The organism is Longimonas halophila, assembly GCF_002554705.1.
Taxonomy (GTDB): Bacteria; Bacteroidota; Rhodothermia; order Rhodothermales; family Salinibacteraceae; genus Longimonas; species Longimonas halophila.
This window is the reverse complement of the sequence record NZ_PDEP01000003.1, coordinates 13916-38328: the sequence shown is the minus strand read 5'-3', so window position 1 is coordinate 38328 and position 24413 is coordinate 13916. Positions and strand designations below refer to the sequence as shown.

Here is a 24413-nt window from a genome sequence, read left to right as displayed (position 1 = left end):
ATGCCGGAAGCCTCATCTCCGTTCGAGCCAGAAGCCTTTGAGCCGCGTGCTACCGCTGCGTCGACTCGTGAGGCTGTGGTGCGACAGTACGACCTGCTCGATAGTGCTCCGAAGGCCCCCTTGGCTCGCATCGTGCGGCTCGCAGCCCGCGCGGCGGATGCGCCGTTTGCTGCGCTCTCGTTACGTACGGGCACGGCCCGGTGGTTTAAAGTATGCGTGGGCCTCGACCTGAATGAACGAAGCGAGCCACTGGCAATGTGCAGCCAGGTCATGGAGACTGAGACGGCGCTCATGGTGGCTAATGCCGCTAAGCACGAGGCGTTTGCGCAGACACTGCTGGTCGCCACGCCGCCGCATGTGCGGTGCTATGCGGGCATACCCGTTCGGGTAGAGGGCTACGTAATCGGAACGCTCTGCATTATGGATACCGTAGCTCGCGAGCTCCCCCAAACAGCTCTGCATGAGTTAGAGGAGCTGGCCAAGGTGGTTGCTGATCTGCTCGCGTTACGGCGACAAGCGCATGACCAGGAGCGCATTCAGCAGCTGCAAACGTATCAGCACACCATTCTGGAGCAGATCGCGACCGAAACGCCGCTCCCCGAGGTGTTGGCGAACATCGTGTCGCTGGCCGAAGCCCACAGTCCGATGGCGCGCGGGTCGGTGCTGCTTTATGACGCCGAAGAGAACAGTATGCGTCACAGTGCAGCGCCACATCTTCCCGATGCGTATGTGAATGCCATTGATGGAATCGTGGTCGGGCCTACCGTAGGATCGTGCGGGGCCGCCATGCATCACAACGCGCAGGTTGTAAGCGAAGATATTGCACACGATCCGCGATGGGCCGACTACCGCGACTTGGCACTGAAGCACGACCTGCGTTCGTGCTGGTCAACGCCCATTCGGAATGAGGAAGGCGAGGTGCTGGGAACGTTTGCGTTGTACTATCCCGATACGCGTGTACCGGCGCCTGCCGAGCAGCAGGTCATCGATGCGGTGGTGCAATTGGCACGCGTAGCCATTACGCACCATCGGCAGCGCACGCGGCTTCGCACCGAGCGCGAACGTCTCGAAATGACGCTCTACGGCGGCGACCTGGGAAGCTGGGAGTATAACTTCACCACACGCACGTACACCGTCGATGCGCGGTGGGCCCACATGCTAGGCTACGCTCCCGATGAGATGAAGCCGACCCTCGACTTTTTTCTGCAGCGGCTGCATCCCGAAGACCGCACGCTCTTCCATAAGGCCGTTGATGCCCACGTTGAAGGCGGACGACCGGTCATCGAGGCCACGCTTCGCATGCGCACAAAAGCCGGACGGGTGCGGGTCGTGCTTATGCGAGGCAAAGTGCTCGAATGGAACAAGGACGGCACGCCGCGCCGCGCTGTAGGCACGCACATGGATCTTACCGAAACGCGCCAAACCAAGAAGGCGCTGAAAGAGCAAAAAGAGATTCTGCAGGTCATCTTTGACCATGTGCCCGCCATGATCTCGTTCTACTCCATGGACGGCTCGCTGAGCATGGTAAACCGCCACTGGCAGCAGGTCATGGGCTGGTCGATGGAGGAGGCGCTCGATCATCCCAACATACTCAAGGCGCTGTTTCCAGACGATGTGCTTCGTGCCCAGGCTCGCTCATTTCTCATCGAAGCCCCCGACGCATGGCGCGACATTCCGGTGCATACGCGTAGTGGCGCCGTGGTTGACACGTCGTGGACGATCGTGGCGCCGATGCAAGACCTGCGCATTGCCATTGGCATTGACATTAGTGGGCGCAAGCGGTACGAGCAGGAGCTTATCGCTGCCAAGGAGCAGGCCGAGGAGATGAGCCGCCTGAAGTCGGCCTTGCTGGCGAACATGAGCCACGAAATTCGTACGCCGCTCACCTCAATCATTGGATTTTCTGAGGTGCTCCTCAACGAGGCACTCGACGCTCCCGCCGATCGGTTTGTGAAGCTGGTGCACAAAGCGGGTGAGCGTCTCATGCGTACCCTTAATTCGGTGCTCAGCCTTTCGCAGCTGGAGGCCGGGACCGCGGAGATTACGCCCGAGGCATTCGACCTCAAGCGTCAGCTGGAGGGGGTGCACGCTATGTTTCGGGAGCGGGCTCGCGAGAACGATGTGCAGCTTGCGTTCAAGTATCCACCGAACCCAATCCCGGTTGTGCTCGATGAAAGCGCAGTGCAACGTGTGATCAGCAATCTGCTAAGCAACGCAATCAAGTTCACGGATGCAGGGGGCTCGGTTACGCTCGAATGTTCATGCACAGATACCCATGTTCTGCTCATAGTGCGCGATACCGGCATCGGTATTGGGGAGGCGTTCATTGACCAGCTGTTTGCCCCGTTTCAACAGGAGTCGACCGGGCATCATCGCAAATACGAAGGAAGTGGGCTTGGGCTGGCCATCACGCGCGAGCTCGTCGAGCTTATGCACGGGACCATTGAGGTAGACAGCGAGCAGGGCGTGGGTACACGCTTTACCGTGCGTCTCCCACGTGATATGCATGCCCTGATGGGGACGTAGCCTGTGCGTTGGCATGCGGCAGCAGGCTGCTGGACGAGGAATGACGGTTTGCTGGATGCACGAAGCCCCGTGCAGCGTCTGTGCGCTATCGCATCATAGAAAGGGTTTGCTCAGTGCCAGCGTGGTCGTGCAATTCGTGCTGATCGTTTTGCGCAGCGAGTGTAATGTACGTCTGCGGCGTCATGTCAGGCACGAAGAAGTTGAGCGGATTCAGCGCCTCGTCGTTTTCGGTGCGGAGCTCATAGTGGAGATGCGGGCCGGTAGAGCGCCCGGAGTTACCGGTGTATGCGATCAGTTCGCCCCGTTTTACCTGCGTACCGGGACGGATGCCATCGGCAGGTTCTGAGAGATGAGCGTATCGCGTTATATACCCGGTCTCAGGATGGCGCAGATCAACGTAATTGCCGTACGAGGATGAGTAGGTTGATTCAAGCACCACGCCATCAGCCGGAGCTACGACCGGAGTGCCCATGCGCGTTACGAAGTCAATACCTGAGTGCATGCGGCGTACCCCCAAAATGGGATCGGTGCGGTAGCCGTAGTTCGACACGATACGCGCGTTCACCGGGCGCAGGGCCGGAAGCTGGTCGAGGCGGTCCTCGTGCTGCTCGGCGTAGCGTACCAGCTCGCGGTAGCTGGCGCTTTGCAGGCCCACCTGGCGCTCCATCTTGTCGAGCAACGCCTCGGTTTCACGAAGCAACGTGGCGGTATCCTCTTCGAAGCGATCAAACTCTCCGTACTGGTCGGCCCCTCCCACGCCCACCTGCCGAATATCGTCAGAGATGGGCTCGACTTGCAAGAGCGTGCGGTAGAGTTCCTCGTCTCGGCTGGCCAGCTCGTCGATCTCGTCCGAGAGCACTTCGAGCTGCCCGCTGGCCCGCTCAAGCTGATGGTGTAGCGCCTCATTCTCGCTCTGCAAGGCGTACTCGGTTGGCGTACGGATGAGCTCGGTCTCCATTGCCCAGGCAAGTGCTCCCGCCAACATAAGGACAAGGCCGAATACCCATGCATACCGCTTTGCCTTCTCTAATGACGTCTCTCTAACTTCAACAAAACGACACGTTTCGGGGTCATAGCGATACTCGGTCTCCGGATTCATGTGAACAAGGTCAAGTGGAGGGGCGAAAGCGGTGGGGAGGATGACCGTGTACAGGCTGCGCCAAATATAGAATACACGGGTTTCGGTGTCAAGGTCGGCGGTGCAAGATCCTTTGCATATTGGGGGGGGAAGGCGGTTGGGGACTGTGTTGCCGCCTCAATACATTTGCACGTATACTGCCACGCATGGCGCTTGGAAGCGGTCCCACACTCCAGAAGCGCTGATGCAACGCATATGCAATACAATCGCTATATTACGAGCACGCCAAAACCTTGTAAAGCGGCATGTTGCGCAAAGTCCAGGTAGCAACGCAAGTCGCGCGTACTTGCCGTCTTCGTATGTGTTGCTACTGTATGGACAAGCACTGTACCACATTAGCCAGAATGATGCATGAAAGATGAGCCTTTCTTCAGATTTTGGACATTTTGGGTCTGCTGGGTGCTATTCTCTACTCATAGTCCTGCTCAAAATAGTGAATTCCGCGCTGTAGCCCGCTGCGCTTCGACTGAATGCGGTCGCGCAGACGTTGCTGAAAGACTTCTTTTGGGTTATATCCGTAGTGACGCAGTAAATAGTTCATGGCAATGACTTCACAGATCACCGTTACGCTCTTGCCCGGTGTGATGGGCACGCGGACCTGAGGAAGTGGCACGCCAAGAATCTCATGGGTCCCCTCAATCATGTCGATGCGGGTGTACTCGGTATTGGCATCGGCCATCTCCATCTGTACAACCAGTTCTACGCGTTTCTGGAAGCGAATCGCACGAATGCCAAACATCGCCCGGATGTCGACGAGCCCAAGCCCGCGCACCTCCATGAAATGCTGCACGAGATCGGTGCCAGCGCCCATCAGGATCGAGGAATCGCGGCGGGTGACCATGACCACATCGTCGGCCACGAGGCGGTGGCCGCGTTCGATAAGGTCGAGGGCGACCTCGCTTTTGCCAATGCCCGAGGGCCCAGAAAGCAAAAGCCCAACGCCGTACACGTCGACCAGCGAGCCGTGTACCGCCTTCTGAGGGGCAAAGTGGTCCACCAAAAGCGCTCGGATGGTCGCCATCGCATCTACCGTAGGCGTATCGGTCTGGAAGACGGGGATATGCGCCTCAGTGGCCATGCTGAGCAGGGATGCGCCAAGAGAGTTGCCAGCAGTGCAAATAATACAGGGGATGTCGAACTGCGTAAGGTGAGCGAATGCCTCGCGCCGCGCCTGTGCATCCAGATGCCGCAAGTAGCGCGTTTCGGTGTTGCCCAGAATCTGCACGCGCTGGTAGGTGAACAGCTCTACGTATCCCGCCAATGCCAGCCCCGGACGGTGTAGGTGGTCTTCTTGAATGGAGGCACAGGGCGCATCCACGCTGTTTAGCGGCGTGAGTGGGAGTTCGGCGCGCTCACGCAAGCGTTCCACAAAGGTGTCGATGGAGAGAGTAGGAGCGTTCGATTCGGCCTCAGACATAGCGGATGGCGCAGTGGAAGCAGGAGCGAGTGGACGGGCAGCGAGGCCCTTGAGGCGGTCGGCTCATGGAATCAGGGGACCTCAACGGTATCAAGGATATCTTGCACGAGCGCGGTAGCCGTAACACCTTCGGCCTCGGCCTCGTAGGTCCGCACAATGCGATGGGCCAGCACTTCGGGCACAACAGCGCGCACATCGTCGGGGGTCACGTATGCGCGCCGACGCAAGAGCGCATGGCCCCGCGCAGCCAGGTTCAGGTTGATGGACGCGCGTGGCGAGGCGCCATGCTCAATCAGACGCGCAAGGCGCTCGGTTCCGTACGCAGCCGGGGTGCGGGTCGCCAGCACCAGGTCGACGATATATTGCTCGACTTGCGCATCCATGTACAGTTCGTTAACGACCTGCCGTACGCGAATGACTTGTTCAGGAGTGGCTACCTCCGAGACGGCGGGTGCGGTGTTGGTGCGGGCCATACGGCGCATGATTTCGAGTTCTTGCTCGCGTGAAGGATATGGCACCTGCACCTTCATCATAAAGCGATCCATCTGCGCCTCAGGCAGCGGGTAGGTGCCCTGTTGCTCAATGGGGTTCTGCGTAGCAAGCACAAGAAACGGATCGTCGAGCGGGAAGGTCTGGTCGCCAATGGTGACCTGATGCTCTTGCATGCTTTCGAGCAGGGCGCTCTGCACCTTGGCTGGAGAGCGGTTGATCTCGTCGGCAAGAATGACGTTGGCAAAGATCGGTCCTTTCTCGACCGTAAAGCGCCCGGTCTGCTGGTTGTAGACAAGGGTGCCCAGCACATCGGCGGGCAAGAGGTCGGGGGTGAACTGGATGCGCTGGAACGAGGTACCAATACACTGCGCCAGCATGCGCACCGTAAGCGTCTTGGCCAGGCCGGGCACGCCCTCCAACAGCACATGGCCGTTGCAGAGCAAGCCAATGAGCAGACGCTCTATCATGCGGGTTTGGCCGACCACCACGCCGCCCATCTCGTCAATCACGTCGTGTACAAAGGCGCCATGGCGCACCACGCGCTCCTTGATGGCGGTTAGATCGGCATTCGGCATAGGCGGGCGGACTACAGGGCAATAAAGGGAACGGGATGGTGAAAGGTGGTCTCGTAGCGTTCACATAGGGTGCGAATGTGGGCCGGATACGCCGGGCGGCGACCCACGGTAAGCACATAGCCATCGCGTCCGGTCATGCCTGCGCCATAGAGGCCGGCCTCGGTGTAGCCTTTGGCCTGGCCTACAAGAAAATTCGCAGCCGCCGACGCGCCGTCCCAGGTGGTCTGGAGCGAGGCATGCGTCATATGAAGGAGCGCCCCGCTCATCTGGCCGTCGCCGTGGCGCAGCGCCACCACGTGCTTCTGCACGCGCCGGTTTTCGGTAACCAGGTGGCGCACAATGGGCCGATGTTCGGGCGCTACCTGACGCAGCGCCCGGTCGAGCGCCCGGTGCTCCAGGGAACTAAAGGTGTTTAGTTCGGCAAAGTCCTCGGTGGACTGTAGGGCAGCGAGCGCCGCCTGTACGCGTTGCTTGCGGTGCTCCGACGTGGCGGGCCTGTATTGAGGCGGCACACCCGGTGCAAAAAAGCCCCACTGCAGGGCGTCGTTGTGTTGAGCGGGCACAGGAAGTGCATCGTGCTCGGGCGTGTCGACCAGCACGAATGGTGCCAGGCGTCCACTGGAGTGAGCCGCGTCGCTCACGGCAAGCGGATAGGCATGGCTGTACGGACGCCCCTGTGTATCCGCCAAGACCGATTGTGCAACAGGCACAAACGACGTAGCAAAGGGCGGACCCGCAGAGGTGGGGGTGCACTGCACAATGGCGCGGTGTGCGGCGCGCGTCAGAGCAGCTGCGTAGGCGTCTCGACATGCGTTAGGCAAGGCATGCGCCACCGCAACATCCAGAGCTGGAGCTGCGTCAGACGTTGCAGCCAGCAAGGCGTGCACCACGCGGGTCGTCATAGTAGCGTTGGTGCGAGGAGGCTCGTCAGCAGGAAGGGCTACGCGGGCGGGCATGTCGGCGGTGGCCAGGCGCGACGGTCCATCCGAAGACGGACGCGCTACCACGGCTACGCCATGCGGAAGACCCGCGAACAGCGCAAAGCCCTCGCTGTAGTGCGTGTGGTCGGCCTGAATGGCCAGGGGAGCCTGCTGATAGACGACAACGGGCGATGCTTCTTCAGCATCCTCAAAATGCTCATCAAAACACGTACGCGCTGCATCCACCGTCGACGATGCGAGATCGGCCCGTTGGGGCGAGCGGAGGGACGAGGAGGAAGCAGGCATAGCAAGAGGCATCCAATCGTGAGCAGGAGGGTGAGGCTACAGGTGCTATGCCACCGTCGACGCGGTTGCAGACGAGGCGAGCACATCACCAGCAGACATCGGGTAGCCGTTCACAAAGGCCTCGGCATCCAGACGCTGTTTGCCGGGCTGCTGAATCACATCGAGAGACACGGCTCCGCTGCCGCAGGCCACATGCACTACGCCGTTGGTTGAGAGCACCGTGCCCGGCGTTGTGTCATGGGCGGCCTCCGCTTCATCCTCAAGCCGATGCGAGCGGTACACCTTCAGCCGGGTGTCGCCATGCAGCGTCCAGGCCCCGGGAATGGGCGAGAGGCCCCGAATGTGGTTGTGCACTGTGGCGGCCGATGCCGACCACGGGATGTCCGCCTCTTCAGCATGCACCTTAGGGGCGGGCGTGGCCGCGTCGTTGTCCTGGGGGATGCGTGGGGCGGTGCCCTGTTCGATAAGCTGTACTGTTTCAACAACCGCTTCGGCGCCCAGGTGCATCATGCGGTCGTGCACATCGCCTGTGGTCTCGTTTGGACCAATCGGCATCCGCTTCTTCAGAATCATGTCTCCGGTATCGACCTTCGGCTCCAGAAAAAACGTGGTGACGCCGGTTTCTGCATCGCCATTCATGACGGCGCGGTGGATGGGCGCTGCCCCGCGATAGGCCGGAAGCAGCGAGCCGTGCAGGTTGAACGCGCCTTTGCTCGGAATCGAGAGCACCGACGGCGGCAGAATCTTGAACGCCACGACCACAAAGCAGTCGGGGGCGCGTTCGCGCAGGCTCTCGGCAAACGAGGCGTCGTGCACCGAATCGGGCTGGAGAATATCGTCAATCTCCAGCGCCTGCGCCGCCTTCTTGACGGCGGTTGGACGCATCGACTGGCCTCGCCCCCGCCCACGGTCGGGACCTGTAACTACAGTCTGCGGACGGTATCCGGCGTCGGAAAGCGCTTCGAGCGAGGGCACCGCAAACTCGGGGGTGCCCATAAAAACGATGTTCATAGCCATACGCGTAGCATCAAAAGAAATACACGGGGGAGACGTTGGGGCGCATCATTCGCCGAAGAGCGCTTCCACAAAGCCCTTGCGGTCGAACACCTGCAGGTCGTCGAGCCCCTCGCCCACGCCGATGTATTTGACGGGCACCTGAAACTGATGCGACACGCCAATGACAACGCCGCCTTTGGCGGTGCCGTCGAGCTTGGTGAGGGCCAGGCCTGTCACATCCACGCTCTTCGTAAACTCTTCGGCCTGCCGGATCGCGTTCTGTCCAGTCGAGGCATCGAGCACCAGCAGCACCTCGTGGGGCGCGTCGGGCACCTTGCGGCTCATGATGCGCTTCATCTTGCTGAGCTCGTCCATCAGACCGCCCTTGGTGTGCAGGCGCCCGGCGGTGTCGATGAGCACCACATCCGAGTCGCGCGCTACCGCTGCCTCAATGGTGTCAAAAGCGACTGCTGCCGGGTCGGAGCCATGCTTCTGCTTGATCATCGGCACATCGGCCCGCTCCGACCAGATTTCGAGCTGCTCAATCGCGGCGGCGCGGAAGGTGTCGCCTGCGCCCATCAGTACCGACTTGCCTGCCTGCTTGTAGCGATGGGCCATCTTCCCAATCGTCGTCGTTTTGCCCACGCCGTTCACACCCACCACCATCACCACATGCGGCTTGTTGGGCAACTCCGCGTCGAAGTCGGCGGGGCGCTCGTCTTCGGTGTCGAGCATGAGCATGGCGATCTCCTCGCGGATCATCGCGTTTAGCTCCTCAGTCGACACGTACTGATCGCGGGCCACGCGCTCCTCGATGTGGTCGATGATGTCGAGCGTGGTATCCACCCCCACATCGCTGGTAACAAGAAGTTCTTCCAAGTCGTCGAGCAGGGCGGCATCGACCGTGTCCTTCCCGCGCACCAGCCGGTTCAGCTTGCCCATAAAGCTGGAGCGGGTCTTGTCCATCCCCTTATCCAGCTTTTCCTGTTCTTCGTCGGTATTGCGGTTGGTAAATCGATCAAGGAAGCCCATCGGATGCAGCGGGTCAGCGAGAAGAGTATGGAAGGATGCAGATGCGCTGTACGCATCCGCCTTACGATGTGTTGGGGGATGAGGTGCCCGAGCGCGCCTGTTGGGTTTCCGTATCGGGAGGAGGCTCGCGGGAGGGCATTTCGCTGGAGCTTTCCTGGTCGGGCGGCTCGGCGTCAGCCCCTGCAGTCGAATCAGGCCGATCGGGATGCCCGCGAGTGGCACTCAGATCCATCTGGTAGACTTTCTTCTGCCCCTCAGGGGCCTGCGCGGTGCGGATGAAGTGCCACGTGTACACAAAAAACGATACAACGAGCAGCCCCGCCGTCATGTACACGCACACGTCCAGCACAGGCGCGTCGGCGCGCAGCAGGGCGGCCAGCACGGTAATGGCGAGCCATGTGGTGGCGGCTTTGCCGAGCCAGGCGCTCATGACGACCTTGCCCACGCGGCGCGCCAGAATTGCGCTCCCGGCGACGATGGCACCATCGCGCACGAGCACAAGCAGCAGAAACCACACCGGCAGGTTGGGGTCGGAGGCCCGAAACGTAAGCGCCAGCACCGCCAGTCCACCCGCGGCCTTATCGGCCAGCGGGTCAAGCACCTTGCCCCACTCCGATACCGTGCCGAGCCAGCGGGCCAGGCGCCCATCGAACCAGTCGGTAAGAATCGCCACGAGCACCAGCCCCACCACCCATTCCAGCGGACCGTCTTGCCAGATCAGCCAGGCAATAGGCAGCACCAGCACCAGCCGGAGCAGACTCAGCGCGTTGGGGATGGTCCAGAACCGCCCCAGGTTGGGCCATTCGTTCGCGCGTGCAGTCATAGGAAGGGGGATTCGTGAAATAGATCGACTTGCAATATGCAACGCCGCCACCGCTTTCGAAAGCGCGTGCGGGATGGCTCTATCAAATCCACTAAAACTTTCCCCCACACGGGGGCACAAGTCCAATTGAATACACGAATTGCTTGCACCACATGGGCGCAGCAGGTAGGATGTAGCACATTGTCCGCAAGCTCTCTCCCAAAAGAACGCCCGTCATGATCGAAGTACTGTGCGTGGGGGCGTTTTTCGTGCAAGCTGGATACCTGGCCTGGCTGTTAGCAGGAATACCTACGCATCCCCCGGCCTCTGTTGGAGATGCGAACGGCGACGCCTCGTTTGAAGCAGCACCGCCCATCACCGTTGTGGTGGCGCTCCGTGACGAACAGGACCAGCTTCCCGCACTGGCGCAGGCGCTCCGGGCGCAAACGCATCCCAGCGTGCACATCGTGTGGGTCAACGATCACTCGACCGATGGCACGGCTCGTTGGTTGGATACGCAGGCGGCCCTGCGTCCCCGCGAGCAAGTCGTGCACCATAGCGGACCACCCGGCAAGAAGCACGCGCTCAATGCAGGCATCCAGGCCGCGTCCACCGAAGTGCTTGCCTTCACCGATGCCGACTGCACGCCGCCGCCGCACTGGCTGGCGGTGCTGGCCCAGTGCCACATGCACACCGACCAGAGCGCGGTGCTCATTGGCGCCAGCCTACCTGCGGAGCCACGGGGCGTGCTTCAGCGGCTCGCAGGATACGAAACGTGGACGGCAAACATCGCTATGCTGGCAGCAGCCCAGCACGGCACAGCGTACATGGCCGTGGGCCGCAATCTGAGCTACTCCACCTCGGTCTACGAATGCGTGGATGGACACCAGGCACACGCGCACCTGCTCAGCGGCGACGATGACCTGTTCGTGCAGGCAGCGCGCCACGCTGGGGTGCCGTGTCGTGCTGTTTGGGACGCCCGGGCACACGTGCCGACGAAATCGCCCCGTTCGTGGCGCCGCTGGCTGCGGGCGCAGCGCCGCCACACCTCAACCGGACGCGCCTACGCGACGGGGCCCGCGTTGCATCTTACTGCCTACTACGCGTCGGCGCTGCTCGTGTGGGGCGCGCCACTCATACTCGGACCCATGGGCGCGGGGCTGCTGGCGCTCCGCACCATCGGCGTAGTGCACGTTATGTCTCGCGCTGAAGCTATATTGCAGCAGCCGTCCCCGTTGTTGCTTGCTCCGCTGTGGGATGCTGCGCATACCGTCCTGCGAATCGGCACGGCGGCTGTTGGATTCATTGCGCCGCCTGAGAAGTGGACATAACGGTGGTGCTCCAAGATCAATACAAGAGCCGCCAGAGCACCTCGTTTACCCGTCCAACGGGGGGCATACCATTGCATGGGGCTCCATGCAAACAGGCATGTGCTACGCATCCGAGCGGGCCTCCTCCAGCTGCGACACGAAGTTGCGGTGCGTCTCGCTGCCGAGCGCCTCGTTGAGCCGAGTGAGCACCGCCGCCGGATCGTCATCCAAGAGTGCATTCACATCCAGCACCAACCCTGGAAACGCCATGCTGTGCAGGCAGCCGTCCTCATCGGGCGATTGCGTCGTGTACGCGCCGCCCTCCAACTGGAACCAGTCGAGGCGCGCCTCCTCCATCTGCCACACCACATACTCCTGCACGCCGTTGCGCCGGTACGCGCGCTTCTTGTCGTGCAGGTCGTACGCCGCACTGCTGTGCGCGACCTCCACCACCAGCTCCGGCGCGCCCTCGATGTAATCATCATCGTTGATGTGCGACTGTCCGCCGCACGCCTCGTCAATGCGCAAGAGGGCATCGGGCTGCGGCTCGTTATCCAGGTCGAGCTGCACAGTGGCATTGTCGTGCACCGTGACGCCCGGCGTGTGGACAGCGTATGTGCCCAGCCACGTCGTAAGGTATGCATGAGGCTGGCTGTGGTGGCGGGCGGTTACAGGAGAGGGCATATAAACTTTTCCTTCAATCAGTTCAGCCTTTTTGATGCCGGGCATCGTCTGGTAGCGGCGTTCGAACTCGAAGCGTGTGAGCCGGTCGCCGTTCTTCAGACGGGGTAGCGTTGATACAGAAGGCGTAGCCATAACAGCAAAATCAGCTTATGAAGCAGATGCAGCGCACCGCACAGTCGCTGCACCACGGGGATACATCAGGCGGATGTGGGATATGTAAAAACAGTGCAGAGATGAGCAGGATCCGGGAAAAGCATTGGGGATGCTAAAGCGCCCCTACCTCCCAACAGCAAGGGCACAACAAAAAAGCCCCACCATCCACGCAGGAGGGGGGACCTGCGCCGGATAGCGGGGCTGAAATGTGCATATGGAGCCAACGACCGGACTCGAACCGGTGACCTGTCCCTTACGAGGGGACTGCTCTACCAACTGAGCTACGTTGGCGCTTTTTTAGAAGCAAAAGATGCACGCGACGCATCCTGCAATGATCCGGGCACGGCATGGAAGGACGCGTAGTTTCATCATGGATTGACGGACAGGCACATCAGCAGGGAGCAGCCGTTACGTGTACGTCTGTTCTTTCTGCCTGGGCTTTCTGCTATGGTCACCCTCACCGATGTCACCAAAACCTTCGGAGCCGAACGCGCCGCCGACAACGTGTCGCTTCATGTGCCTGAGGGACAGACCACCGTGCTCATTGGGCCCAGCGGATGCGGAAAGTCGACCCTGCTGCGCCTCATTATCGGGCTGATTCGTCCGGATAGCGGCACCATTCGCGTAGACGGCACCACGCTGTCTGATGCCAACTTGCGTACGCTGCGCCACCGCATGGGCTACGTCATTCAAGAGGGCGGGCTCTTTCCGCATCGCACGGCCCGGGGCAACGTAACGCTGCTGGCGAAGCACCTAAGGTGGAGCACCACGCGCATCCGCGACCGTATCGAAGCGCTGCTTGAACTGGTGCAGCTTCCTGCCGACCGCCTCGATGTGCCCCCACCGCAGCTTTCGGGCGGGCAGCGCCAGCGCGTGAGCCTGATGCGCGCGCTCATGCTCGATCCGCCGCTGCTCCTTCTCGATGAACCGCTTGGCGCGCTCGATCCGCTCATTCGCGCCGACCTGCAAACCGACCTGCGACGCATCTTCCGCACCCTGGGTAAAACCGTGGTGCTCGTCACGCACGACCTGCACGAGGCCGCCTACTTTGGCGACCAGATCGTGCTCTTGCGCAGTGGACAGGTGGCGCAGCAGGGCCCCTTCCGCGAACTGCGCGACGCCCCGGCCTCCGACTTCGTTCGCGAGTTCGTGCAGGCGCAACAGTCGCTGACAACGGCCCTCGACACCTGAGCACATCGCTTCGCCTCCCCTACGCTTCGTTGGTCCCTCCGTCTCATGCGCATGCGCTTTCTTTGCTGGCTCCTGCTTATTGGCGTGGGCGTAGCCCCAGTGTCCTTAGCAGCCCAAGATTCAACGCTTACGGTTGGATCCAAGATGTTTACCGAAAACGTAATTCTGGGCTGGGCTGCTGCCTACACGCTTCAGGATGCCGGATTCGATACACGCCATCGCGAACAGCTGGGCGGCTCCCGGTTCCTGTGGGACGCGCTGGTCCGGGGCGATATTGACGTGTATCCCGAGTACACGGGCACGCTCATCGAGGAAATTCTGGCGGACACGGAGGTGACTCCAGCCACTCTACGCGACGTGCTGGCGGAGCGCGGCGTGCGCATGACAGCGCCGCTCGGCTTCAACAACACCTATGCCTTGGGGATGCGGGAGGCCCACGCCAGGAAACTGGGGATCGAGACGATCTCGGATCTGCGCAATCACCCGGATCTGCGGGTCGGCTTTTCGAACGAGTTTATGGAACGCAGCGATGGCTGGCCCTCGCTTCGCCAGGTCTACAATCTCCCCTTTACGGCGCAGGGGCTCGACCACGACATCGCCTATCGCGCGCTGACGAATGACGCCATCGACGTGATTGACCTCTACTCGACCGATGCCGAGATCCAGCGCTACGACCTGCGCGTGCTGGAAGACGACCGTGGCCATTTTCCCAAGTACGAGGCCGTGCTCGTCTACCGCGCCGACCTGGAGGCCGAGGCGCCTGCCGCCCCCGCTGCGCTGGCCCGTCTCGAAGACCGCATTCCTGCTGATACCATGCGTGTGCTGAATGCCCGATCTGCCATTCAGGGAGAACCGGAGCGCGAGGTTGCAGCAGCGTTCGTGCAGCGGGCGCTGAATATCGTTTCGGGGGATGTCCAGGCCCCGTCGCGCATGGACCGTGTACAGACGCGGACAGCCGAGCATCTGGCGCTGGTGGGCGTGTCGCTGCTGTTTGCCATTGGGTTCAGCATTCCGCTGGGCATCATCGCCGCCAAGTTGCGCTGGGTGGGGCCTGCGGTGCTGATTGCTGTCGGTGTTACCTACACCGTGCCTGCGCTGGCGCTGCTGGCGCTGATGGTGCCGCCGCTGGGCGTGGGCTACGTACCAGCGGTCACCGCGCTGGTGGTGTACAGCCTGTTGCCGATTGTATGGAATACGTACACAGGCCTGCGCGACATTCCGCCCCCGCTCATGGAGTCGGCCACGGCGCTGGGACTGTCGCCATGGGCCAAGCTCTGGTGCGTAGAGCTGCCACTGGCAGCGGGGTCGATCCTGGCCGGCATCAAGATCGCGGTCGTGATTAACGTGGGCACCGCCACGCTGGGTGCGCTCATTGGCGCAGGCGGGTACGGCCAGCCGATTTTGACCGGCATCCGCCGCGCCGATATGGGTTTGATTCTGGAAGGCACCGTGCCTGCTGCCTTGCTGACGGTCGTGCTGCTGGCCCTGGCCGAGGGCGTCGAGCGCGCACTGGGGCGGGGGCCCGCGGTATCGGATGGCGCGTAGGAGGGAAGGCGGTCCTACGCATCCTCCCGAAGTCGCAGCGTGACGATCAGCGGAAAGTGGTCGGAGATGGTGGTGGCATCGACGTGCATGGAGAGCGCCTCCCAGTGCGTGCTGGTGAGCACATGGTCAATGCGGGCCAGCGGCATCCGTGTGTGCCAGGTAAAGCGCCAGTTGCCCCCCAGGCGTGCCGGGGCATCGCGCAGCGCTCCGCGCACGTGGCGGTACTCCCAGTTAAAGGGAGAGGCGTTGAGGTCGCCGATAAGCAGCGTGGGTTTGGTTTCGCGTTCGAGGCGGCGGCGCAGCTCGCGCACCTCGTGCACACGGCGCAGCACATCGCGGCGGTAGACGGCTACGAGCTCGCGCAGCGCATCGCGGTAGCGCCCGGCTTCGAGCAGATCGAGCGCATAGCCGCGCTCAAAGGAGCGCAAGTGCACGTTGTAGACGACAATATCGCGTCCGCGCCACGAGAGTTCGGCGCGCGTGATGTGGCGGTCGGTGTCTTGCTGGGCCTCCAGCACGATGGGTTCTTGCTGCACCGGTCCTTGTAGGCGGCTAAAGAGCGGGACGCGCGTGTCGAATCGGGGCGCAAACCCGGCATCGGGCTTGGCCTGATAGCCGACGGTAGCCAGCGTGTCGAGTTCGTTGATAAGAGCAATGCCTCCACGCCGCTGAAACACGCGGGTACTCTGCGTGGCAATAAGATCAGGGGCATAGGTGGAGGCAAGATGCCCGAGCGCGCCGCGCAAAGCAGGAGCATGTTCGGGGCGAGGCTCCTGTGGGGTGTAATTGAAGCTCATTACCGTGAGCGTGTCGGCGTTGGTAGCGGTGTTGGCATCCGCCTGCATAGGGGCGGGCCAACCCGCACGGCTGATGAACAGCACAACAATGACAGCATGAACCGCCACCCAGCGGCTGTGGCGCAGCAACGCGTGCAACAGGAAGAGGCCCGCCGCGGCCATGGCCAGAAACGGCAAGAGCGAGGCAGGCAGACCCGTCCACCAAAACCACGCAGGCGGCAGGTAGGCGCTTGCAAACCCGATGCTGAATAGCGTCAGCACCAGCATGCTGACCAGTGTTACGAATCCTCCAAGCACAGTGCGGCCTACCGCCATGAAACTACGCAGTTGGTCGGTGAAAAGAGGCCCAGTGCCTCCGCTCTATTACGCGCCTGCCTTATTAGGGGGTATAGAAGGTGGGCGCTTCCGGACCTACAGGAAGCCCCAGCCCAAACACCCAGATGTAGAACAGCACCATCCATCCGGCCAGGAACGCGAGGCTGTACGGCAGCATCGCCGAGATGACGGTGCCAATGCCGATGTTCTTCTCGTAGCGCTCAGCGAAAGCGAGGATAAGGCCGAAGTAGCTCATCATGGGGGTAATGATGTTGGTCACCGAGTCGCCAATGCGGTAGGCTGCCTGGATGACCTCGGGGCTGTAGCCCGTCAGCATCAGCATGGGCACGAAGATGGGTGCGGTGACGGCCCACTGCGCCGAGGCCGAGCCCAGCATCAGATTCACAAAGCCGGATACGAAGATGAACCCGACAAAGACGAGCGGTCCGGTTAGACCGATGTCTTCAAGAAACTGCGCGCCAGTAACCGCGACGATCTGGCCCAGGTTGGTCCACCCAAAGAACGCGACAAACTGCGCGGCAAAGAACACAATGACGATGTAGAGGCCGAGGGTGCTCATGGCCTCGGCCATGCCGTCGACCACGTCGCGGTCGCTGGTCATGGAGCCGGTGGCGTATCCGAAGACGAAGCCAGGAATCACAAAGGCAATGAAGATGATGGATACGATGCCGTTCAGGAACGGGGAGTTCAGCACTTCGCCCGTGTCGGGATTGCGCAGCACGCCCCATTCAGGTACGATGGTGAGTGCTAAGACGGCGGTCATACCGAGGACAGCGATGCCGGTCCACTTCAGGCCGCGCTTTTCGTTGTCCGAGAGCGGTTCGAGCTGGGCATCATCGCTCAGATCCTCGGAGGCGAGCGACGGGTCGTACTCGCCCAGCCACGGCTCCACAATGCTAAGCGTAACCCAGGTGCCCAAGCCGGTAATGAGGAAGGTACTGGCGATCATAAAGTAGTAGTTTACAGCGGCGTGCACCGTGTACTCGGGATCCAGAAGCTGGGCCGCCTCTTGCGTGAGCCCTGCAAGAAGTGGATCGATCGTGCCCAGGAGCAGGTTGGCGCTGTATCCGCCCGACACGCCCGCAAACGCGGCGGCAAGACCGGCCAGCGGGTGGCGCTCCATGGATAGGAAGACGATAGCACCGAGGGGCACAAGCACCACGTAGCCCAGCTCCGAGGCGGTGTTTGAGATGACCCCGGTAAACACCACCGACAGCGTAACGAGGCGGCGCGGCTCCAGCAGGAACGCGATGATGCCGTCGCCCTTCGGCCGCACCGACGCCGCCGTTAGCACAATGCCACGCACACATGCCTTGATGAGTCCGGAGTGCTGGGCCACGCCCACGCCCAGCAGCGCCACGAGTACGGTGCCCAGCGGCGCAAACGAAGTGAAGTTCTCCACCAGGTTCTCCACAATGCGGCGCAAGCCCTCGCCGTTCATCAGGCTAATGGCCTCGATGGTGCGATCTACGCCGGGGCGCGGATCTTCGACCGCCACGCCCAGCCACTCGGCGATGCCACTAATTACAACAATGCTCAGCGCAAACAGCGCAAATAGCGTGACCGGATGCGGCAAGATATTGCCCAGCCGCTCGACGCCGTTCAGGAAGTACTCAAACCACTTGTTGGTCGACGACTCGCCGGCTGGCGTGCCGTTTGTAACTGGGGAGGCGGACGCATCGGGGCCTGACGAAGTCGTTGATTCGTTGGATTCGGGGGGCGGGGAGGCCATAGCAAAGGGAACCTAACCAAAGAGTTACGACGCGAAGCAGGCAGGCAGCCTGTTCGTTACACAATTTCGTTACACGAGACCCATACACGCAAGAGGCGCGCGTATGATCGCATCGAAAATCATAGGCGGCACAATGGCCGGAACGTCTGTGCTGCAGGTCTGCGTTGCACGCGTAGCTGCTGCCTGTCGCATCCCTCAACGTGCTGTCATCTCACTGCTATGCTTGCCCCCCACACCGCATTTACATCGCTGGTTGCCAAACAGGTACGGTGGGAGGCATGGGAGGCGCTCATTGCAGCACGAGGGCTCATCATTGACCGGCCAGCACGCAGTGCGCACCCCGACTATCCCACCGTGGTGTATCCGCTCGACTATGGCTACATTCCTGGCACCATGGGTGGCGATGGCGAGGCCGTGGACTGCTTTCGCGGGACGGGCACGACTGGACTCGTGGCGCTGCTCCTTACGACCGACGACCGCACGGGCGTACGTCAAGGAAAGTGGCTGTACAACTGTACGCCACCCGAAATCTACACCGTACATGGTTTCATGAACTACGCCCCCCGGCTTCTGGAAGGGCGGTTGGTGATGCGTGAGCCGATGCATGTGCTGTGGGATCGGTAGCAGCACATGAGCCGCGCAAGGGGCCCAGTAGGTCGCCCTGCACACAGAGGTCACAAACGCTTCAAGGAATCTCGGCGTACGAGCGGGCACATCTTCTTGCAACGAATCATTGTAGGTGCTACGTTGTCTGATCGTAATAGGCAACGCGCATGGACCCTGTGCCGTGTACATCGCCGACCCCGTAGCTCAGTTGGTAGAGCAACGGACTTTTAATCCGTGGGTCGCAGGTTCGAGACCTGCCGGGGTCACACCATTTTGGATTGCGGATTTCAGATTGCGGATTTTGGATTTGAGAAACAGAATCGACAATCCAAAATCTAAAAATCCAAATTAGAATGCCCGAGTGGCGGAATTGGTAGACGCGCATGGTTGAGGGCCATGTGGCCGTTTTAGGCCGTGGAGGTTCGAGTCCTCTCTCGGGCACACGTCAAGCACGAAGAGCGCCTTGGAGCTTTGGTTTCAAGGCGCTTTTTTTGTTGGGTAGTGGATAGACGTTAAATGATAACTCCCCTGATAAGAATCTTTTCTGGGGTGAACGGTCCCCCATTCGCTCCCGTCAGCCATGCGGAGACGTCCACACCGGACGGCGCTCCCCGTCTCCGGCTACTGGCCTATTGCCTCCATCACGTAGCGTTGAACCGCTACCTTTTGCTGTGTGGGTCACTTGACTCCTTTTCTGCCCGCGTGTAGAACGCACATCCTTAGCAGCCCCATACAAAGAAAGCGCCTGGTCTCCCACCAGAGACCAGGCGCTTAGAGAAATGAACCGGAGGCGAACGGTGTGTATGAGCGATGCGTGTGTGCTCGCAAAGTGCGGCCTATCTGGAAACGCACCATTATGACCCCGTTCGGTAGAGATCATAACGTGAGAACATCAATCGTTACAAAGTTAGGGTTTGAGAGGTGTGAGGAGTGTTTGAGGTGTCAGTTCGGAGTGAATCCGTTAGGGGATTGGCCAAACAACGTGTGCTATCCTAAAACGGAGGGGAGCCCGTCAAGTATAGTCCGGTACCGTCGGGGCTAACGGCAAAGTCGGCGCGCAGGCGTACGCCCGAGTCGTTCAGTTTGTACCGCATTCCAATGCCTCCTGCGGGTTTCAGTCCGCTATGGCCAAGCTCGGCTATGCGTGGCGCGATGGTGCCCACGCTGGCAAACACGGCCCCATCAATGCGCCACCATATTGGAGCGCGCCACTCGGCCTGTGCGCTTACCGTCACGCGGTCGCGGAAGCGTGCATTCTGATAGCCCCGCATGCGCGCCGACCCTCCCAGCTTAGGCAGGAGCGCAAACGGTGGCATATCCGTAACGGCCTCGGCATAGGCCTGCAAGGCAAGCACCTGGTCTGTGCCCATAGGAAGAAACCGCCGCATGTCTGCCCCAAACCGTGTAAACGTGCCCTGGGCGTTGTGCACGTACGGATGGGTCAGGGCATACAGCGAGACGTAGTGCCCACGGCGCGGGTAGTAGGTACGTGAGCGGGTATCTACAAACAGAATAGGGCCAATGCCAACCACGCTGCTTCCGCGGGCACCAGGCACTGCATTCTGGTCAAGCAGGCCCCCGTCATCCACCGATGTAATGGTGGTACGACGTACACGCATGCGTAGGCCCACATGCAAGGCCTGCGTAAGGCGTCGTGCGCCCCGCATCTTCACATCAACCATCTGTCGCGTGTAGGATTCACGGGTGTTGCTGTTAGGGCCTACCCCAAAAAAGGAGGTTGGCGTTTGCGCGGCATTGACCTGAGCCCATAAACGGTAGCGACCGTCGTTCAGATACAACTCAGAGTCGAATGATACCTCGTATTCGCCGTTCAGCGTGGCAGACAGGTCGGACTTGACGCTGGAGATGCGCGCGGGGTCGCTACCAAAGAAGTAACCAGCCGAGAACCCACCGCCAACGCTGGTTTCAGGGGTGTAGTACATGAGTGGAAGCGCGTACCAGCTGGTGTTCGATGCCGTATCGGCACCGGCAAGAGGAATCGTGTCCCACAAACTGGTTTCGGTTGTGTCACGCGGCTCCGTCAGCCACGAGGCCACGGGGCGGTCGTGCGCTGTGGCATAAACCCCGCAAGGGAGAATACTGCTTAGCAGCAGAGTGAAAAGTAGGGCGCACAGCAACAGCCATTGATGTCGCGGCCGCAACGTGCTGGTTCCAGTCCCAATCATACCCAACATTGGCTGTTGTGCCTGGCGTGCGCTACTCTGCGTCCAACAGGCAATGAATAAAAGAACGAGAACACAAAAGAGTGATGCAGCGGAAACGTTTGCGCCGTTAGCTGTGCGGGCTACATGAAGTAGCATCATACCGTAGCGTAACGGAACAGCTAATGAATCTATACGAAGTAGTTGTTTGCAAAGGTCCGCTGTAGGAGGCGCAAGAGGCGTGCTACACTGGAGACAGGCTACGTCAGTTCAGCACTCGGAAATGCGGCATTGCGCCCGTACCGTTCCAATCTGTATATTGCTCATAACCCATTTAACCCATTGCGTGCGAACCATTGCCTGCCTGCGTACTCTTAAGTACCTAAGCAGGAGACGTATTGTACAAGCATGCCCCCGTGTAGGGCTCGTGCAACGTAGATGCAATGGCAGGAACGCCACGCTCACCCGCACCCTCTTTGGCTGAAGTCTATCGTCATGGCTGACCCCGAAAAGCCCACGATCAACGTTCGCAATGAGGAGGTTGACCTGCTGGATACTATTCGCCGCCTGGCGCCGCAGTTCAACGTGCCGCGCCAGCGCGCCGAGATCTACGGGGTGTGGACAATTTGTTATCACCGGTTTTGTTCAAATCAGGATCTGCCGGTAGTGTGGATGGACAGCGTATCTGCCTTTATGGATTTTTTGGGCAGCCAGGCCCAGTTGTCGGAGGCCGAGCGCAACCAGGCGCTCGACGCCGTGATGTTCTACCTGACCGACATCCGCCACGCCGAAGACCAGGATGAGATCGATGAGGTGGAGTCCTTTCCGCGTCCAACATCGGCGCGCAGCTTGTTTGCACACCTGCTACTGCGTTGCTCCATCGAAATGAAGCAGGCACTAAAGCTGCGAGCCGACGATGTGGACATGGACAGCGGCACCATTCGCATTCGGACCGGCAACCGCGTGCGTACCATCCAGTTGCTGCCGAGCCTGCGGTCGGGTATGCGCATGCATCTGGATCGTATTCGGGCTGAAACCGAGGAGGACAACCCGCTGCTGTTCGGGCTTGATGCGCCCACTACGTCGATGGAGACGCTCGACGAGCCGTCGCCTTCGCCCGACGATGTGGAGCATGCTACCGAAGCCGCCACGCGCGTCATGAAAACCCTGATGAACACTGCAACGCCAGGCGAGCGCTCGGAGGATGCGGAGCACGATAGTGCGGAGGACAACGATAAGGTGCCAGGACGGGGCACTGCGTCGTCTTCAAGCAATAGCGATACAGGGCAGACCGATACGTCCGATTTGGCCTTGTAGCCCGACATTTTGTATGACATCCTGTGTAGGGGGATGCAGAGAGCGGTGTTCTAAGCAGTTTTTCACCCGAATCCAGTACAGATCTCCCTATACTTAATTGATCGGAAGCGCTTTGTAAGGCAGCGCACTACGTCTGCCTGGCATCGTTTCCGGCATCGCCCCCGACCGGCCTGGCCCGTCGGCGGATCCGCTCGAACTTGGTAGGAATGAACCAGCGCTCTCCCATGCCCAATCCGAACTCGCATCTTGCCGATGCTGCGGCCCATGCCGCCACCGACGCGGTTTCTACGCCGCAGTACGAGGCCCCTTTCGACCTGGAGCCCCGTACCCCGCACGATTTCTCGCCCGATACGCTGCGACAGGTGCTGCGCACCATGATGCTGTCGCGGCGCCTCGATGAGAAAATGATGACGCTTCTCAAGCAGGGCAAAGGACACTTTCATATTGGCGCCTCAGGGCACGAGGCGGCACAAGCTGCCGTCGGGCTCCACGCGCAGCCGGGCCACGACTGGTTTGCCATGTACTACCGCGACCTCTGTATCACGCTGTCGCTGGGCATGCGCCCCGAAGATGCATTCCTCGCCCACCTCGCCAAAGCCAATGACCCGCATTCGGGCGGACGCCAGATGCCGGAGCACTTCGGGCTGCGCGACCTGAATGTAATGACGACATCCTCGTCGGTGGGGGCGCAGTTTATGCCGGCCGTTGGGTTCGGCCTCGCCATTCAGCAGCGCGGCGACGACGCCTTCGTCTACGCGTCGTGCGGCGATGGCGCCACCTCGCAGGGCGACTTCCACGAGGCGCTTAATTGGGCCACGCGTGCCCAGGCTCCTGTTCTGTTTATGGTGCAGGACAACAAGTATGCGATCTCGGTCCCCGTCGAAGAGCAAACTGCAGGCGGCACGGCCTACAAACTGGCAGCGGGATACGACGGGCTCAGCCGCATCCGCGTAGACGGCACCGACTTTTTCGAGATGGCCAGCGCCGCCGAAGCCGCCATCACCCACATGCGCAACGGCGGCGGCCCGGTGTGCCTCGTGGCCGATGTGGTGCGCCTCCTGCCGCACTCCTCGTCTGACGATCACACCAAGTATCGCCCCGACGACGAGCTGGAGGCCGACCGTGCCATCGATCCTATTGAGCGGATGCGAAACACGCTCATCGAAGCGAACCTTTTCGCATCCGAAGAGCTCGACGCCCTTCATGACGATGTGCATCAGCAGGTCGAAGACGCTGCAAAGTGGGCTCAAGAGCAGCCCGACCCGGACCCGGCCACGGCCACCGAGCACGTCTTTTTCGAAGGCGATCTTGGCCTTAGCTACAACGACGAATCTGACCTCGACTCCGATGCCGATCCCATCGTTATGGTGGATGCGATCAATCGGGCGCTGAAAGAAGAGATGGCGCGTAACGAGAAGATCGTTGTCTACGGCGAAGACGTAGCGGGTAACAAGGGCGGCGTCTTTACCGCGACAAAAGACCTGACGCGCCTGTACGGCGAAGATCGCTGCTTCAACGCGCCGCTGGCTGAGGCCTCCATCATCGGAAGCGCCGTCGGCTGGGCCGCGAGTGGCTATCGTCCCGTCATCGAGATCCAGTTTGCCGACTACATCTGGCCCGGCATGCAGCACCTGCGCAACCAGGTGGCGCCGTTCCGGTACCGCTCCAACAACACATGGAGCTGCCCCATGGTCATTCGTGTGCCGTGCGGCGGATACATCCATGGCGGACTCTGCCACTCGCAGAACATCGAGTCGATCTTTGGTCACACCCCGGGTCTGAAGATCGCGATGCCCTCCACGGCCGCGGATGCAAAAGGGCTCCTTACCACGGCCATGCGGATGGAAGACCCCGTTATGTTCTTGGAGCACAAAGCGCTCTACCGCGCCGCTGCTGCTCGCACGCCCACCCCGCCCGAAGAGTATCTGCTTCCGTTCGGTCAGGCACGTGTGGCCCACGAAGGCACCGATCTTAGCATCATCACCTACGGCATGATGGTGCATAAGGCCAACAACGCGGCCCGAGAGCTCGCCAAAGAAGGCATTAGCGTGGAAGTGATTGATCTGCGCACCATGGTCCCGCTCGATACCGACACGATCCTCGAATCGGTGTCGAAGACCAACCGTGCGCTCGTGCTCTACGAAGACCATGAGTTCATTGGCTACGGCGCGGAGGTTAGCGCTCAGATCGCCGATCTCGCGTTTAAGCAGCTGGATGCACCGGTACGCCGCGTAGCAGGGGCGTTCTCCCCAATTCCGTTTGCACACAGCCTGGAGCGTGAAGTGCTACCCAGCGACGACGACGTGATTGAGGCCGCCCGCGAACTGGCTGCATTCTAACGGGTCATTCCCATTTTCCGCACGTCAGTCCTTCACG

At 60.9% G+C, this 24413-nt stretch carries 18 protein-coding genes and 3 tRNA genes; 9 read left to right on the top strand and 12 right to left on the bottom strand.

All coding sequences use genetic code 11. From position 1 onward, the window contains the following. Entirely contained in the window at positions 1-2526 is a 2526-nt protein-coding gene (locus CRI93_RS04085; RefSeq protein ID WP_098061341.1) for an ATP-binding protein, read from the top strand. Positions 2527-2611: 85 nt separating this feature from the next. Here the strand turns inward: CRI93_RS04085 and CRI93_RS04080 are convergent, their stop codons facing one another. The 7 genes from CRI93_RS04080 to CRI93_RS04050 form a co-directional block, all read right to left on the bottom strand. Beyond that, entirely contained in the window at positions 2612-3625 is a 1014-nt protein-coding gene (locus CRI93_RS04080; RefSeq protein WP_098061340.1) for a M23 family metallopeptidase, read from the bottom strand. 448 nt (positions 3626-4073) lie between these two features. Beyond that, the gene (hprK, locus tag CRI93_RS04075) at positions 4074-5081 is read right to left on the bottom strand and encodes an HPr(Ser) kinase/phosphatase (RefSeq protein WP_098061339.1); all 1008 of its coding nucleotides are present in this window, start codon (positions 5079-5081) and stop codon (positions 4074-4076) included. A gap of 71 nt (positions 5082-5152) precedes the next feature. Beyond that, positions 5153-6148, bottom strand: coding sequence for an AAA family ATPase (locus CRI93_RS04070; protein WP_098061338.1), 996 nt, complete (start codon positions 6146-6148; stop codon positions 5153-5155). 11 nt (positions 6149-6159) lie between these two features. After that, a complete protein-coding gene (locus CRI93_RS04065; RefSeq protein WP_098061337.1) occupies positions 6160-7374 on the bottom strand; it encodes a hypothetical protein in 1215 nt (404 codons plus the stop codon). Between the two features lie 45 nt (positions 7375-7419). Next, on the bottom strand, positions 7420-8385 hold the full coding sequence (fmt, locus tag CRI93_RS04060; protein ID WP_098061336.1) for a methionyl-tRNA formyltransferase: 966 nt from the start codon (positions 8383-8385) through the stop codon (positions 7420-7422). 51 nt (positions 8386-8436) lie between these two features. Further along, positions 8437-9402, bottom strand: coding sequence for a signal recognition particle-docking protein FtsY (gene ftsY / locus CRI93_RS04055; RefSeq protein WP_098061335.1), 966 nt, complete (start codon positions 9400-9402; stop codon positions 8437-8439). Positions 9403-9463: 61 nt separating this feature from the next. Beyond that, complete coding sequence (locus CRI93_RS04050; RefSeq protein ID WP_098061334.1) at positions 9464-10225, bottom strand: CDP-alcohol phosphatidyltransferase family protein; 762 nt, start codon at positions 10223-10225, stop codon at positions 9464-9466. A 215-nt stretch (positions 10226-10440) separates the two neighbouring features. Here CRI93_RS04050 and CRI93_RS04045 point away from each other — a divergent pair, with 215 nt between their 5' ends. Beyond that, positions 10441-11535 (top strand): glycosyltransferase, encoded by a 1095-nt coding sequence (locus CRI93_RS04045; protein ID WP_098061333.1) that lies wholly within the window; start codon positions 10441-10443, stop codon positions 11533-11535. Between the two features lie 102 nt (positions 11536-11637). Here the strand turns inward: CRI93_RS04045 and CRI93_RS04040 are convergent, their stop codons facing one another. Both CRI93_RS04040 and CRI93_RS04030 read right to left on the bottom strand, forming a co-directional pair. Then, on the bottom strand, positions 11638-12330 hold the full coding sequence (locus CRI93_RS04040; RefSeq protein ID WP_098061332.1) for a Uma2 family endonuclease: 693 nt from the start codon (positions 12328-12330) through the stop codon (positions 11638-11640). A 236-nt stretch (positions 12331-12566) separates the two neighbouring features. Then, a tRNA-Thr gene (locus CRI93_RS04030) sits at positions 12567-12642 on the bottom strand. Between the two features lie 156 nt (positions 12643-12798). Between CRI93_RS04030 and CRI93_RS04025 the strand changes: the two genes are divergently transcribed. Beyond that, complete coding sequence (locus CRI93_RS04025) at positions 12799-13542, top strand: ATP-binding cassette domain-containing protein (protein ID WP_098061331.1); 744 nt, start codon at positions 12799-12801, stop codon at positions 13540-13542. 45 nt (positions 13543-13587) lie between these two features. Further along, on the top strand, positions 13588-15087 hold the full coding sequence (locus CRI93_RS04020) for an ABC transporter permease/substrate-binding protein (protein ID WP_217992496.1): 1500 nt from the start codon (positions 13588-13590) through the stop codon (positions 15085-15087). A gap of 14 nt (positions 15088-15101) precedes the next feature. Here the strand turns inward: CRI93_RS04020 and CRI93_RS04015 are convergent, their stop codons facing one another. Together CRI93_RS04015 and CRI93_RS04010 are read right to left on the bottom strand one after the other, a co-directional pair. Continuing rightward, entirely contained in the window at positions 15102-16199 is a 1098-nt protein-coding gene (locus tag CRI93_RS04015; RefSeq protein WP_098061330.1) for an endonuclease/exonuclease/phosphatase family protein, read from the bottom strand. Between the two features lie 64 nt (positions 16200-16263). Further along, positions 16264-17952, bottom strand: coding sequence for an AbgT family transporter (locus tag CRI93_RS04010; protein ID WP_098061329.1), 1689 nt, complete (start codon positions 17950-17952; stop codon positions 16264-16266). 219 nt (positions 17953-18171) lie between these two features. Here CRI93_RS04010 and CRI93_RS04005 point away from each other — a divergent pair, with 219 nt between their 5' ends. The 3 genes from CRI93_RS04005 to CRI93_RS03995 all read left to right on the top strand — a co-directional run bounded on the left by CRI93_RS04005 (position 18172) and on the right by CRI93_RS03995 (position 18999). Continuing rightward, the gene (locus CRI93_RS04005; RefSeq protein ID WP_098061328.1) at positions 18172-18576 is read left to right on the top strand and encodes a hypothetical protein; all 405 of its coding nucleotides are present in this window, start codon (positions 18172-18174) and stop codon (positions 18574-18576) included. Between the two features lie 175 nt (positions 18577-18751). Beyond that, positions 18752-18824, top strand: a tRNA-Lys gene (locus tag CRI93_RS04000). 89 nt (positions 18825-18913) lie between these two features. After that, positions 18914-18999 (top strand) — tRNA-Leu (locus tag CRI93_RS03995). Between the two features lie 551 nt (positions 19000-19550). On the opposite strand, the gene CRI93_RS03990 is transcribed toward CRI93_RS03995, so the two are convergent. After that, positions 19551-20615 carry a BamA/TamA family outer membrane protein gene (locus CRI93_RS03990; RefSeq protein ID WP_176521674.1) on the bottom strand — a complete coding sequence of 355 codons (1065 nt, stop codon included), beginning with the start codon at positions 20613-20615 and terminating at the stop codon, positions 19551-19553. 600 nt (positions 20616-21215) lie between these two features. Between CRI93_RS03990 and CRI93_RS03985 the strand changes: the two genes are divergently transcribed. Then, complete coding sequence (locus CRI93_RS03985) at positions 21216-22037, top strand: site-specific integrase (protein ID WP_098061326.1); 822 nt, start codon at positions 21216-21218, stop codon at positions 22035-22037. Between the two features lie 224 nt (positions 22038-22261). Further along, positions 22262-24376 (top strand): alpha-ketoacid dehydrogenase subunit alpha/beta, encoded by a 2115-nt coding sequence (locus CRI93_RS03980; protein WP_245850304.1) that lies wholly within the window; start codon positions 22262-22264, stop codon positions 24374-24376. The last annotated feature ends 37 nt before the right edge of the window (positions 24377-24413 follow it).

Excerpts from the sequence above, each read along its gene's own strand:
- CRI93_RS04085 (WP_098061341.1), top strand. The coding sequence starts at position 1 with ATGCCGGAAGCCTCATCTCCGTTCGAGCCAGAAGCCTTTGAGCCGCGT.
- CRI93_RS04080 (WP_098061340.1), bottom strand. The coding sequence starts at position 3,625 with ATGAATCCGGAGACCGAGTATCGCTATGACCCCGAAACGTGTCGTTTT.
- hprK (WP_098061339.1), bottom strand. The coding sequence starts at position 5,081 with ATGTCTGAGGCCGAATCGAACGCTCCTACTCTCTCCATCGACACCTTT.
- CRI93_RS04070 (WP_098061338.1), bottom strand. The coding sequence starts at position 6,148 with ATGCCGAATGCCGATCTAACCGCCATCAAGGAGCGCGTGGTGCGCCAT.
- CRI93_RS04065 (WP_098061337.1), bottom strand. The coding sequence starts at position 7,374 with ATGCCTGCTTCCTCCTCGTCCCTCCGCTCGCCCCAACGGGCCGATCTC.
- fmt (WP_098061336.1), bottom strand. The coding sequence starts at position 8,385 with ATGAACATCGTTTTTATGGGCACCCCCGAGTTTGCGGTGCCCTCGCTC.
- ftsY (WP_098061335.1), bottom strand. The coding sequence starts at position 9,402 with ATGGGCTTCCTTGATCGATTTACCAACCGCAATACCGACGAAGAACAG.
- CRI93_RS04050 (WP_098061334.1), bottom strand. The coding sequence starts at position 10,225 with ATGACTGCACGCGCGAACGAATGGCCCAACCTGGGGCGGTTCTGGACC.
- CRI93_RS04045 (WP_098061333.1), top strand. The coding sequence starts at position 10,441 with ATGATCGAAGTACTGTGCGTGGGGGCGTTTTTCGTGCAAGCTGGATAC.
- CRI93_RS04040 (WP_098061332.1), bottom strand. The coding sequence starts at position 12,330 with ATGGCTACGCCTTCTGTATCAACGCTACCCCGTCTGAAGAACGGCGAC.
- CRI93_RS04025 (WP_098061331.1), top strand. The coding sequence starts at position 12,799 with ATGGTCACCCTCACCGATGTCACCAAAACCTTCGGAGCCGAACGCGCC.
- CRI93_RS04020 (WP_217992496.1), top strand. The coding sequence starts at position 13,588 with ATGCGCATGCGCTTTCTTTGCTGGCTCCTGCTTATTGGCGTGGGCGTA.
- CRI93_RS04015 (WP_098061330.1), bottom strand. The coding sequence starts at position 16,199 with ATGGCGGTAGGCCGCACTGTGCTTGGAGGATTCGTAACACTGGTCAGC.
- CRI93_RS04010 (WP_098061329.1), bottom strand. The coding sequence starts at position 17,952 with ATGGCCTCCCCGCCCCCCGAATCCAACGAATCAACGACTTCGTCAGGC.
- CRI93_RS04005 (WP_098061328.1), top strand. The coding sequence starts at position 18,172 with ATGCTTGCCCCCCACACCGCATTTACATCGCTGGTTGCCAAACAGGTA.
- CRI93_RS03985 (WP_098061326.1), top strand. The coding sequence starts at position 21,216 with ATGGCTGACCCCGAAAAGCCCACGATCAACGTTCGCAATGAGGAGGTT.
- CRI93_RS03980 (WP_245850304.1), top strand. The coding sequence starts at position 22,262 with ATGCCCAATCCGAACTCGCATCTTGCCGATGCTGCGGCCCATGCCGCC.